The organism is Pseudoxanthomonas koreensis, assembly GCF_010093225.1.
Lineage (GTDB): Bacteria > Pseudomonadota > Gammaproteobacteria > Xanthomonadales > Xanthomonadaceae > Pseudoxanthomonas > Pseudoxanthomonas koreensis.
This window is the reverse complement of the sequence record NZ_PDWM01000002.1, coordinates 45,468-57,960: the sequence shown is the minus strand read 5'-3', so window position 1 is coordinate 57,960 and position 12,493 is coordinate 45,468. Positions and strand designations below refer to the sequence as shown.

At 69.6% G+C, this 12,493-nt stretch carries 9 protein-coding genes; 3 read left to right on the top strand and 6 right to left on the bottom strand.

The window, feature by feature from the left end; translation table 11 throughout:
• Nucleotides 1-6: 6 nt before the first annotated feature.
• The 5 genes from CSC64_RS01190 to CSC64_RS01175 all read right to left on the bottom strand — a co-directional run bounded on the left by CSC64_RS01190 (nt 7) and on the right by CSC64_RS01175 (nt 3,906).
• Nucleotides 7-609: a cytochrome c oxidase assembly protein gene (locus tag CSC64_RS01190; RefSeq protein WP_162433504.1), complete on the bottom strand. Its 603-nt coding sequence runs from the start codon at nt 607-609 to the stop codon at nt 7-9.
• On the bottom strand, nt 606-737 hold the full coding sequence (locus tag CSC64_RS14000; RefSeq protein WP_274381606.1) for a hypothetical protein: 132 nt from the start codon (nt 735-737) through the stop codon (nt 606-608). The genes CSC64_RS01190 and CSC64_RS14000 overlap by 4 nt, the downstream gene beginning before the upstream one ends.
• 58 nt (nt 738-795) lie before the next feature.
• The gene (gene ctaD, locus CSC64_RS01185; protein WP_162433503.1) at nt 796-2,409 is read right to left on the bottom strand and encodes a cytochrome c oxidase subunit I; all 1,614 of its coding nucleotides are present in this window, start codon (nt 2,407-2,409) and stop codon (nt 796-798) included.
• A gap of 62 nt (nt 2,410-2,471) precedes the next feature.
• On the bottom strand, nt 2,472-3,404 hold the full coding sequence (coxB, locus tag CSC64_RS01180; RefSeq protein WP_162433502.1) for a cytochrome c oxidase subunit II: 933 nt from the start codon (nt 3,402-3,404) through the stop codon (nt 2,472-2,474).
• Between the two features lie 19 nt (nt 3,405-3,423).
• Nucleotides 3,424-3,906 (bottom strand): DUF2244 domain-containing protein, encoded by a 483-nt coding sequence (locus CSC64_RS01175; RefSeq protein ID WP_162433501.1) that lies wholly within the window; start codon nt 3,904-3,906, stop codon nt 3,424-3,426.
• Between the two features lie 382 nt (nt 3,907-4,288).
• Between CSC64_RS01175 and putA the strand changes: the two genes are divergently transcribed.
• Complete coding sequence (gene putA / locus CSC64_RS01170) at nt 4,289-7,519, top strand: bifunctional proline dehydrogenase/L-glutamate gamma-semialdehyde dehydrogenase PutA (RefSeq protein WP_162433500.1); 3,231 nt, start codon at nt 4,289-4,291, stop codon at nt 7,517-7,519.
• A gap of 334 nt (nt 7,520-7,853) precedes the next feature.
• Nucleotides 7,854-9,005 (top strand): GGDEF domain-containing protein, encoded by a 1,152-nt coding sequence (locus CSC64_RS01165; protein ID WP_162433499.1) that lies wholly within the window; start codon nt 7,854-7,856, stop codon nt 9,003-9,005.
• 665 nt (nt 9,006-9,670) lie between these two features.
• On the opposite strand, the gene tyrS is transcribed toward CSC64_RS01165, so the two are convergent.
• Nucleotides 9,671-10,891, bottom strand: a complete 1,221-nt coding sequence (gene tyrS, locus CSC64_RS01160; protein ID WP_162433498.1) for a tyrosine--tRNA ligase — start codon at nt 10,889-10,891, stop codon at nt 9,671-9,673.
• 172 nt (nt 10,892-11,063) lie between these two features.
• Between tyrS and CSC64_RS01155 the strand changes: the two genes are divergently transcribed.
• Nucleotides 11,064-12,479, top strand: a complete 1,416-nt coding sequence (locus CSC64_RS01155; RefSeq protein ID WP_162433497.1) for a peptidoglycan DD-metalloendopeptidase family protein — start codon at nt 11,064-11,066, stop codon at nt 12,477-12,479.
• The last annotated feature ends 14 nt before the right edge of the window (nt 12,480-12,493 follow it).

The following is a 12,493-nucleotide window of genomic DNA, read 5'->3' as shown; positions in this document are numbered from 1 at the left end:
TGCTCGTCAGGGCGCCGAAAGCGGCGCGTTGGAGGCCTGCGCCGCGCCAAGCCGCGCGGTCAGGTCCTCGTTCTTGAAGAAAGTGTAGGACAGGGTGATGGTCTTCACGTCGTCCGGCAGGTCGGCGTCGACGATGAAGCGCCCCGGCATGTCGCGCTTCTCGCCCGGCTGCAGGGTCTGCGCGGTGAAGCAGAAGCATTCGGTCTTGGTGAAGTAGCGCGAGGCCCGCGCCGGCGCCACCGAGGGCGTGGCGCTGCCGACGATGGCGCGATCGCCGTCGTTGCGGGCGAAGTACATCGCCTCGTTGAGCTCGCCGGGCACCACCTGCATGGTCAGCTGTTCCGGCTCGAAGGCCCAGGGCAGCTTCGAGTTCACCCCGCCGTCGAACTGCACGGTGACGGTGCGCGACTTGCGCGCCTCGCCGGCCGCGGCGACCGTACCCGCGCGCGCCTGCCCGGTACCGCCCTCCAGGCGGATGCCGAACACCTTCTCGCAGGCGATCCGGTACAGCGGCACCAGCGAGAAGGTGAACGCGAACGCGACCAGCGCCACGCCGACCAGCTTCAGCCAGCCCGCGCCACGCTTCGCCGGGGCCCGTGCCTCGCTCATGCGTTCAGCACCCCCGAGAGGATGAAGCCCACGTAGATCGCCAGCGCGACCGCGCCCACGATCCAGGCCGTGCGCACCACGCCCTTGCGGCGCTTCGCGGTGTCCTGGTTGTCGAGAGGTGCGTTCAAGCTGCTTTCCTGTTGAATCCCCGCACATGGATGTGCGGGCTCTTGCGAGGGACTCGCATCAATGACTGACGTCATCGTGCGCCAGGTCGCCCGGCTTCAGCACCGGCGGCATGGCGAAGGTGTGATGCGGCGCCGGCGACGGCACCGTCCATTCCAGGCCGCGCGCCGACTCCCAGGCGCGCGCCTCGGCCTTCTCGCCGGTCCGCAGCGAGCGCAGCAGGATCGCGGCCATCATGAACGGCGTGACGAACATGCCGAACGCGCCGATCGAGCTGACCAGGTTCCAGTCGGCGAACACCACGTTGTAGTCCGGGATGCGGCGCGGCATGCCGGCCAGGCCGAGGAAGTGCTGCGGGAAGAACAGCAGGTTGGAGAACACCATGGTCCACCAGAAGTGGAAGGCCGCCGCCTTCTGGCTGTACATGCGCCCGGTCCACTTCGGCCACCAGTAGTACACCGCGGCGATCAGCGCGAACACCGCGCCGGTCACCAGCACGTAGTGGAAGTGCGCCACCACGAAGTAGGTGTCGTGGTACTGGAAGTCGGCCGGCACGATCGCCAGCATCAACCCGGAGAAGCCGCCGATGGTGAACAGGATCACGAACGAGATCGCCCACAGCATCGGCGCCTCGAAGCTCAGCGAGCCCTTCCACATCGTGCTGACCCAGTTGAAAACCTTCACCCCGGTCGGCACCGAGATCAGCATGGTGGCGAACATGAAGTAGATCTCGCCGCCCAGCGGCATGCCCACGGTGAACATGTGGTGGGCCCAGACGATGAACGACAGGAAGGCGATCGCCGCGGTGGCGTACACCATCGCCTGGTAGCCGAACAGCGGCTTGCGGCTGAAGGTCGGGATGATCTCGCTGACCACGCCGAAGGCGGGCAGGATCATGATGTAGACCTCGGGATGCCCGAAGAACCAGAAGATGTGCTGGTACATCACCGGGTCGCCGCCGCCGGCGGCGTAGAAGAAGCTGGTGCCGAAGAACTTGTCGGTCAGCAGCATGGTCACCGCGCCGGCCAGCACCGGCATCACCGCGATCAGCAGGAACGCGGTGATCAGCCAGGTCCAGCAGAAGATCGGCATCTTCAGCAGGTCCAGGCCCGGGGCACGCATGTTCAGCACGGTGGCGATGATGTTGATCGCGCCCATGATCGAGCTGACGCCCATCATGTGGATGGCGAAGATGGTGAAGGCCACGTTGTAGCCGCCCTGCAGCGACAGCGGCGGGTACATGGTCCAGCCGCCGGCCGGTGCGCCGCCCGGCAGGAACAGGGTCATCAGCAGCAGGGTGAAGGCGAACGGCAGGATCCAGAACGACCAGTTGTTCATCCGCGGCAACGCCATGTCCGGCGCGCCCACCTGCAGCGGCACCATCCAGTTGGCCAGGCCGACGAACGCCGGCATCACGCCGCCGAAGATCATCACCAGTGCGTGCACGGTGGTCATCTGGTTGAAGAACTCGGGGCTGACCAGCTGCAGGCCCGGGGTCGCCAGCTCGGCGCGGATGACCACGCTCATCGCCGCGCCGACGATGAACATGGTGAAGGAGAACAGCAGGTAGAGCGTGCCGATGTCCTTGTGGTTCGTGGAGAAGAACCAGCGCTCGACGAAGCCCTGCTTGTGACCGTGGTGGTCGTCGTGGTGGTCGGCGGCGGAGTGGGCCATGGCGTTGCTACCTCTGGAATGCGTATGCGTGGCGGCCGCGGCGCGGCCGTTGCGTGTTCGGGTCAGCCCTGCGCGGCACCGGCGTCGGGGGCGGCGGCCTGCGGGGCCGCTTCATCGACCGGCGCGGCGGAATCGGCGTCGACAGGAGCGGCATCGGCGGGGGCAGGCTCGGCGGCCGCGGCCGGCTTCTTCGCCGCCAGCCACTGCGCGAACTCCTCCTTCGACACCGCCTCGACCACGATCGGCATGAAGCCGTGGTCCTTGCCACACAGCTCGGCGCACTGGCCGCGGTACACGCCGGGGGTCCTGATCTCGGTCCAGGCCTCGTTGATCAGGCCCGGGATCGCGTCCTGCTTCCAGCCCAGCGCCGGCACCCACCAGGCGTGGATGACGTCGTCGGCGGTGATGACGAAGCGGACCTTGGTGTCCACCGGCAGCACCAGGCGGTTGTCCACGTCCAGCAGGTAGTGCGGGTTGGCCTCGTGGCTGGGCTGTTCGCCGCTCTGGCGGATACGGTCGGACTCGCGGTCCAGGCGGCTGGTGAACTCCACGCCCTCGCCCAGGTACTCGTACTTCCACATCCACTGGTAGCCGGTGACCTTGACCGTCATGGCCGCGTCGCGGGTGTCGTACATGGCGATCAGCTTGGCCGTGGCCGGCCACGCCATGGCGACCAGCAGAACCACCGGGATCACCGTCCAGATGATCTCGGCGGTGGTGTTGTGGCTGAACTGCGCCGCGACTGCGCCCTTGGAGCGGCGGAACTTGAACATGGCATAGGCCATCGCGCCGAACACGATCACGCCGATGACCACGCACACCCAGAGCACGATCATGTGCGCTTCATAGGCGTTCTGCGAGGAAGCGGTGACGCCACGCCCCATGTTGAGCTGCCAGCGGTGCGGATCCGCCGACTGGGCCCAGGCCTGCGCCGTCGCCGCCAGCATCGCGGCCGCCGCCACACCCCGCTTCCACCATCCCTTCGCTTGCATCATTGCCTAGACCCTGGTTGCGTCATCGGTTGCGGCCGTCGCCTTCGGTGGCGGCCGCCAGGAATTCCTTCAAACACCTCGCCAGCTGCGAGCGTTCGGCCGGGCCCAGGAAAGCGCCCACCTCCACCCGCCTGCCGCTGGACGACAGCGTGACCCTGCCGTCGTCCCCTTCCACCCGCATCCGCACCCAGTGCGGATGGGCGCTGAACACGGCTTCGGCCCCACGGCGGACTTCCACCGCCGACGGACCGATGGCGATCTCCTCGCCGCGTTCCCCGCTGCGCCACAGCCAGCGCAGCGCCAGCGCGACCCCCGCGCTGTGCAGCAGGGCGAAGGCCGGGGCGAAGACGTTGCCGGCCAGCCAGCCAAGCCCGGCCGCCAGCCACATCGCCCCCGCCAGCCCGGCGAACAGCGCCCTGAACTGGGAGGCCGTCAGGGCCCGTGGCGGGCGCAACCGCAGCTGCGCGCCGGCCTCGCCGGACCCTGCCTGAACCACCTCGATCATGTCGCCGACCGCCGCTTGCCGCCTGCGGAAACCCTGAAGATGGTAAGCGCGGGACCGCGCGGCGGCAACCCGAACGGGCTTGCCCGGCGCGCCCGGAATCGCGGGCCGGCCCGGCCGGGCCGCCATACTTGGGGGTACCGCCGGCAGGCCACGCCGCCCCGGCGGCGGCGCCCGGCCCGGACGCGGGACCGGCCTGGCCGGCGTTTGTGCCGCCGGCCGCGGCGGCGGTGCCGAAATCCGTCAAGCCAGCCCCCGCCCCGGGAAGCGATGATGGCGGGCTGTTGGCGGCCGTCCCCACGGGGGCCGGGCCGTCCACGAACGGGCGCGACGGAACGCGCCAAGCCGGGCGCCCGTTCGCCCCGAAACTCCACCGAGCCACACCATGCATTCCACGCCCGTTCCCGACGCCGGAACTTCCGGCCCGCCCCGCCCCGCCACGGCGCCCGCGATCGTGGTGGCCCCCGCGCCGACCGACGCCGCGCCGGCGCGCGCCGCGATCACCGCCGCCTGGCTGGAAGACGAAACCGCGCACGTGCGCGGGCTGCTGCTGCAGGCGCGGCAGGAACCGGCCGCGCAGGCCGAGATCGACGCCCTGGCGGCCGACCTGGTACTCCGGGTGCGCACCCGCGCCCAGGACCAGGGCGCGATCGAAGCGTTCATGCGCCAGTACGACCTGGGCAGCGAGGAAGGCGTGCTGCTGATGTGCGTGGCCGAAGCACTGCTGCGCATCCCCGACCAGCAGACCGCCGACAAGCTGATCCGCGACAAGCTCGGCGACGCCGACTGGGAGAAGCACCTGGGCCAGAGCGAGTCGGTGCTGGTCAACGCCTCGACCTGGGGGCTGATGCTCACCGGCAAGCTGGTCAACCTCAACGACCTCACCCGCCACGACGTGCCCGGCGCGTTCAAGCGCCTGGTCGGCCGGGTCGGCGAGCCGGTGGTGCGCCTGGCCGTGCGCCAGGCGATGCGGATCATGGGCCACCAGTTCGTCATGGGCCGCACCATCGCCGAGGCGCTGTCGCGCTCGAAGAAGGGCGACAACGCTGGCTACCGCTATTCCTTCGACATGCTCGGCGAAGGCGCGCTGACGATGAAGGACGCGCAGCGCTACCTGCAGGCCTACCGCGACGCGATCCACTCGATCGGGCGCAGCGGCAGCTTCAAGGGAACCGATGTGTTCGCCGCGCCGAGCATCTCGATCAAGCTCTCGGCGCTGTTCCCGCGCTACGAGCACGCCAAGCGCGAGCGGGTGCTGGCCGAGCTAGCCCCGGCGGTGCTGGAACTGGCGCAGCTGGCGAAGTCCTACGGCATCGGCTACACCGTCGATGCCGAGGAGAGCGAGCGCCTGGAGCTGTCGCTGGACATCATCGAGGCGACCTACTCCGATCCCTCGCTCGATGGCTGGGAGGGCTACGGCCTGGCCGTGCAGGCCTACCAGAAGCGCGCACCGGCGGTGATCGATTTCCTCGCCGGCCTGGCCCGCCGCGTCGGCCGCCGCATCCCGGTGCGCCTGGTCAAGGGCGCGTACTGGGACGCGGAGATCAAGCGCGCCCAGGTCGAGGGCCTGCCCGGCTACCCGGTGTTCACCCGCAAGCAGAATACCGACGTGTCCTACCTGGCTACGGCGAAGAAGATGTTCGGTTACGGCGACGCGATCTACCCGATGTTCGCCACCCACAACGCGCAGACCATCGCCGCGATCCGCGCGCTGGCCAAGGACCGCCCGTACGAGCACCAGAAGCTGCACGGCATGGGCGACGACCTCTACGCCGAAGTGGTGCCCGCGAACCGCCTCGGCGTGCCCTGCCGGGTCTACGCGCCGGTGGGCAGCCACGAGGATCTGCTGCCGTACCTGGTGCGCCGCCTGCTCGAGAACGGCGCCAATTCCAGCTTCGTCAACCGCATCACCGACGAGGACGTGCCGGTGGCGGACCTGATCCAGGACCCGGTCGCCGCGGTGGCCGGCTTCGATTCGATCCCGCACCCGCGCATCCCGCTGCCGCGCGAGCTCTACTCAAACCACACCGTGCAAGGCTTCGACAGGAACAATTCCATGGGCGCCAATCTCGCCGACGACAACGCACTGCAGGCCCTGGCCGCGCAGCTCAATGCCCACGCCGGCCCCTGGCGCGCCGCGCCGCTGGTGCCCGGCGCGGTGCCGGCGGGCGAGGCCGTGGCGGTGACCAGCCCGGCCGACCGCCGCCAGGTCGTCGGCCACTGGCAGCCGGCGGATGCCGCCACCGTGCAGCGCGCACTGGCCAATGCCGTGGCCGCGCAGCCGGCCTGGGACCGCACCCCGGCCGCCAGCCGCGCCGCGATCCTGGAGCACGCCGCCGACCTGCTCGAGCAGCGCATGCCGGAATTCATGGCCATGTGCGTGCGCGAGGCCGGCAAGACCCTGCCCGACTCGGTCGCCGAGGTGCGCGAGGCGGTCGACTTCCTGCGCTACTACGCCGCCCAGGCGCGCCGCCAGGTCGGCGCCCCGGAGCAGCTGCCCGGCCCGACCGGCGAATCGAACGCGCTGCAGCTGCACGGCCGCGGCGTGTTCGTCTGCATCAGCCCGTGGAACTTCCCGCTGGCGATCTTCCTGGGCCAGGTCTGCGCGGCGCTGGCCGCCGGCAACAGCGTGATCGCCAAGCCGGCCGAGCAGACCGGCCTGGTCGCCCACGCCGCGGTGAAGCTGATGCACGAGGCGGGCGTCCCGGCCGAAGTGCTGCAGTTCGTGCCCGGCGACGGCGCCACTGTCGGCGCGGCGCTGACTTCCGACGCGCGCGTGGCCGGCGTGGCCTTCACCGGCTCGACCGAGACCGCGCGCGCGATCAACCGCGCCCTGGCCGCGCGCGAGAACGCGCCGATCGCGGTGCTGATCGCCGAAACCGGCGGCCAGAACGCGCTGATCGCCGACTCCTCGGCACTGCCCGAGCAGCTGGTCAAGGATGCGATCGGCTCGGCCTTCACCTCCGCCGGCCCGCGCTGCTCGGCCGCGCGCGTGCTGTTCGTGCAGGACGACATCGCCGACAAGGTGACGGCCATGCTCGCCGGGGCCATGGCCGAGCTGAAGGTCGGCGACCCCGGCGCGCTGGCCACCGACGTCGGCCCGGTGATCGACACCGATGCCCTGGACGTGCTCGACGCGCACGCGCAGCGCATGGACCGCGAGGCGCGCCACATCGCCACCGTGCCGATGCCCGCCGACCTGGCGCCGGGCACCTTCTTCGCCCCGCGCGCCTACGAACTGCAGTCGCTGTCGCAGTTGCAGCGCGAGGTGTTCGGCCCGGTCCTGCACGTGGTCCGCTGGAAGGCCGACCAGCTCGACGCGGTGATCGACCAGATCAACGCCACCGGCTACGGCCTGACCCTGGGCGTGCACTCGCGGATCGACGAGAGCGTGGAGCGGATCGCCTCGCGGGCGCGGGTCGGCAACGTCTACGTCAACCGCAACCAGATCGGCGCGGTGGTGGGCGTGCAGCCGTTCGGCGGCCAGGGCCTGTCCGGCACCGGCCCCAAGGCCGGTGGCCCGCACTACCTGCCGCGCTTCGCCACCGAGAAGACGGTGACGGTCAACACCACCGCCGCCGGTGGCAACGCGTCGCTGCTGACGCTGGGCGACTGACGGCGCGGAAGGGAGGGCAGCGGGGCGAGCCCCGCTCTACGATTCGCGGTGGCCGGGGGCAACGCCGGCCCCGTGGCGCCGCGTTTGCACGGCTGCCCGGCCCCGTAGACCCGGGCTTGCCCGGCTGCCACGGCTAGGCTGCCAGCGCCACCAGCAGCGGCATCGCGTGGCGCACCCCGCCCCGGATCGCGCTGGAGCCGGCCAGCGCCCACAGCGTCCAGCGCGCCGCCGGGGCCAGCGGTGGTCAACGAGGGCGGCCGGTTGCGCCGGGATGGAAACCATCGGCGTCGATGCCGCATAGTCCGGGTGACGGTAGTGCCTTCCGGGGGGGCGGATGACCACCGATTTCTACAATCTCCTGCTGACCGACTGTGCGCTGGCACTGATCCTGCTGGGACTGTTCCTGTACGTGTCGCGGGTCGCGCGCGGGGTGCGCGGGATCGGCTCTTGGGGCGTGGGCCATTTCCTCTATTCGCTGGGCGCGGCGATGCTCGACGGCACCGCCCAGCAGCTCGAGCGCGCCGGTTCGGAGACGGCGACGGTGGTGGTGGCCGCGCTCGGCGGGATGCTGGCCTGCGCCGGCCTGGCCGTGCTCACCGGCTCGATCATCAAGTTCGTGCAGCAGCGCCCGCTGACCCGGATCGAGTGGGCGCTGGTGCCGGCGTTCGCCGCGCTGTCGCTGCTGGCCTGGCTGGCCGGCGATGCGATCGACGGCCAGGGCGCGGCGATGAGCCTGGCCGAACTGGCGATGCTCGGGGTGATGTTCTGGCAGTTCCGCCAGCTGGACGTGCCGCCGCTGCGGGTACCGGCGCGGCTGGTGATGCTCGGCGGCGCGGTCATCGCCTACCTCTACGGCCGCGACCTGCTGCAGGCGCTCACCGGCCAGTACGGCCCCAACGACGCCTGGATCAACGTCGACCTGTCGACCTGGTACCTGATCAACTTCTGCATGCTGATGCTGACCAGCTTCCGCGCCGCCGAGTCGCTGCGGCAGACGGCGATGCTCGACCCGCTCACCGGCACGCTAAACCGCCGCGGGCTGTTCGCGCGGCTGGATCCGGAGCTGGAGAAGCTCACCCGCGACAGCCACCTGGCGGTGATCGCGCTGGACCTGGACCATTTCAAGCGGGTCAACGACCGCTACGGCCACGACATCGGCGACCTGGTCCTGCAGAAGCTCAGCGACACGATCCGGGCGCAGACGCGCGAGCACGATGTGTTCGCGCGCACCGGCGGCGAGGAATTCGTCATCGTGGTCACCGGCCCGGAGGCGCGCAACGCGCAGCACCTGGCCGAACGCATCCGCACCGCGCTGGCGACGATGCGCCTGGACGCACCGGCGCCGCCGGTACGGATCACCGCCAGCCTGGGCGTGGCGCTGTCCAACCGCCAGGTGCCGCTGTCGATGCTGATGCGCGGTGCCGACGAGGCGCTGTACACCGCCAAGCGTGCCGGCCGCGACTGCGTGGTGACGCATACGCTCTGAGCTTTGGGCTTTGGGCTCAAAGCGGGAGCAACTGCGGTGAGTGGCGTCGGCTCCGGAGGGAGTCCGCCGGCGCATGGGGGCATGGCCCACCCTTCGGGACGACATCCTGTCTTTACTCAGGGCCGTGGCACATCCCTGTGCCACTTGGGCCATACCCCCATGCGCCGACGGCCTTCAGGCACGTTGGGGTTCGCGCCGTACGGTTCGGAAAAAAGCAAACCCCGTTTCCGATCGAGTCGGCTTCTGCTTCTTGTAGGAGCCCACTTCAGGGGGCGACCCGACGGCGCCGGAACGCAGTCTGCGTTCAACGCACCCGCTCCGGAAACCATGCTTGGCATGGCGTCGCGCCTTCCTGCTTCGCCGGGTCGCCCCCTGAAGTGGGCTCCTACAGGAAGCGCAGAACCGCGTTGTGTGATCCGGCAGAGGCTTTCCGGCATGTATTCGAAGGCACAAGCCTTGAAGTTCCCGAAGGCGGTCGTTGCAGAGGGATATGGACCAAGTGGCACAGGAATGTGCCACGGCCCTGAGTAAAGACAGGATGTCGTCCCGAAGGGTGGGCCATATCCCTCTGCAACGGCGGACTCCATCCGAAGCCAGCGCGCCAATGCCTTTGCAGTTGCAGTTGCCTTTACGCTCTATTGCAGAAAAGACAACCCAAGAACCGCTCAGCCGGCGACCAGGCGCACCCGTGCGAAGTTGCGCTTGCCTACCTGGATCACGCCCTCGAAGCCGGGGGCGAACGTCAGCATCGCGTCCTCGACCACCGTGCCGTCGACCTTCACCGCGCGCTCCTTGAGCTTGCGGTTGGCCTCGGAGTTGGATGGCGTGATCCCGGCGGCGGTGAGCAGCGCCGCGATGCGGATGCCCTCGCCCGGCACCGCCACGTCCTGCAGCGGCAGCGTGGACGTGTCGCCCTGGCCGGTGACCACCGCATGCCAGCCGGCGATCGCCTGCTCGGCCGCGGCCGCGTCGTGGAAGCGCGTGGCCAGCTCGCGCGCCAGGCGCAGCTTCACCTCGCGCGGATTGAGCGCGCCCGCAGCGACCTCGGCCTTCAGCTTCGCCGCCTCGGCCACGGAGATGTCGAAGCTGAGCAGGTCGATCCAGCGCCAGGTCAGTTCGTCGCCGATCTTCATCGCCTTGGTCACGATGTCGATCGCCGGCTCGCTGATGCCGATGTAGTTGCCCAGCGACTTGCTCATCTTGTTGACGCCATCCAGGCCTTCCAGCAGTGGCATGGTCAGCACGATCTGCGGCGCCTGCCCGTAGTGCTCCTGCAGGCCGCGGCCCATCAGCAGGTTGAACTTCTGGTCGGTGCCGCCCAGCTCCACGTCGGCCTTCAGCGCCACCGAGTCGTAGCCCTGCACCAGCGGATAGAGGAACTCGTGGATCGCGATCGACTGCTGCGCCGCGTAGCGCTTGGCGAAGTCGTCGCGCTCGAGCATGCGCGCCACGGTGTGCTGGCCGGCCAGGCGGATCATGTCGGCCGCGGCCATCTGCCCGAACCACTCGCTGTTGAAGCGCACCTCGGTGCGCTCGCGGTCGAGCACCTTGAACACCTGTTCCTCGTAGGTGCGGGCGTTGGCCAGCACGTCCTCGCGGGTCAGCGGCTTGCGCGTGGCGTTCTTGCCGGTCGGGTCGCCGATCATCCCGGTGAAGTCGCCGATCAGGAAGATCACCTGGTGCCCGAGGTCCTGGAACTGGCGCATCTTGTTCAGCAGCACCGTGTGGCCGACGTGCAGGTCCGGCGCAGTCGGGTCGAAACCGGCCTTGATCCGCAGCGGGCGGCCGGCCTTCAGTCGCGCCTCCAGCTCCTCGCGCTTGAGGACCTCGTCGGCGCCGCGGCCGATCAGGGCGAGGGATTCTTCGAGGGGGACATCAGGAAACACGACCGGCTCCACAGTTCTGGCGATGACAAACTTGAACGAAATGTTACGTGCGGGTTAACCGGAAAGCCAGAGGAAAATTCAGCTTCATCAATGGTTTGACGCATTTGTTTCAGGTGTTTAAGTTACCCGCCCAGTGGGCCGCACTCCGGGGTCCCGTGCAGGAAACCAAGCGATGCCCCTCACCGACCACGGCCCCGTCCGCAAGCAGCAGTTCCACGACCGTCTCGGCATCCTTCACCACCGTCACCTGCACCGCAAGCTGAAGGAGCGGTTCCCCGCCGCCTTCAACACCCGCTGGACCCACCGCCACTGGCTGCACGCCAGCCTGTTCGCGACCCTCGGCGCGCTGCTGGCCACCATCGTCCCCGGGTTCTCCGCCCAGCTCGAACCGGCCTCGCAGGCCAGCGCCACCCTGCCGCTGGTGCTGCCCCCGCTGACCGTGCGCGCGCCCGGCGACGCGCCCGGCAACTACTGGGAAGTGCTGCAGGTCGAGCGTGGCCAGACCCTGGGCCAGTTGTTCGAGCAGATGGGCGTGCCGGCGGCGACCATGCACCGGATCCTCGAGAACCCGGCCAACCGCGACGCGCTGCTGCGCCTGCGCCCCGGCGCCGAGCTGGCGTTCCGGATGGATCCGCAGGGCGAGGCGCACGGCTTCCGCTTCGATCGCAGCCCGACCCAGCGCGTGGAACTGGACCTGCAGGGCGAGCAGCTGCGCGAGAAGGTGCTCGAGCGCGCCACCACCACCCGCCTGGCGGTGACCAGCGCCGAGATCGACCATTCGCTGTACGCGGCCGGGCGCAAGGCCGGGCTCAGCCCCTCGGCCATCGCGGTGATGACCGACGACATCTTCAAGTTCGACATCGACTTCAAGGACGTGCAGCCGGGCGACCGCTTCAGCGCCGTGGTCGAGGAAACCTGGCGCGAAGGCGAGCGGATCGGCACCGGCCGGATCCTCGCCGCGACCTTCACAACCGGCAAGAAGACCTACACCGGCTTCCGCTTCGAACGCAACGGCAAGGCCGAGTACTTCACCGCCGACGGCCGCCCGCTGAAGAAGAGCTTCATCCGCATGCCGATCCCGTACGCGCGGTTGTCGTCGAAGTTCGGCGCGCGCCGGCACCCGGTGCTGGGCAGCATGCGCATGCACAAGGGCGTGGACTACGCCGCCGGCACCGGCACCCCGATCATGGCCGCCGGCGACGCCAAGGTGCAGTTCGTCGGCACCCAGCGCGGCTACGGCAACGTGGTGATCCTCGACCACGGCAAGGGCCACACCACCCTGTACGCGCACATGTCGCGCTTCGGCAAGGTCCGCAAGGGCCAGAGCGTGGGCCAGGGCACGGTGATCGGCTACGTCGGTTCCACCGGCCTGGCCACCGGCCCGCACCTGCACTACGAATTCCGCGTCAACGGCGTGCACCGCAACCCGCTGTCGGTGACCATGCCGCCGCCGGAACCGCTCAAGGGCGCCGACCTGGCCGCGTTCAAGGCGGCCACCGCGCCGACCCTGGCGCGGATGGAGTCGATGGAACAGCTGATGTTCGCCCACGCCGACACGGCCAGGGCGAAGAAGAACAAGGGCGGCTGAGGCCGCCGCCGCGC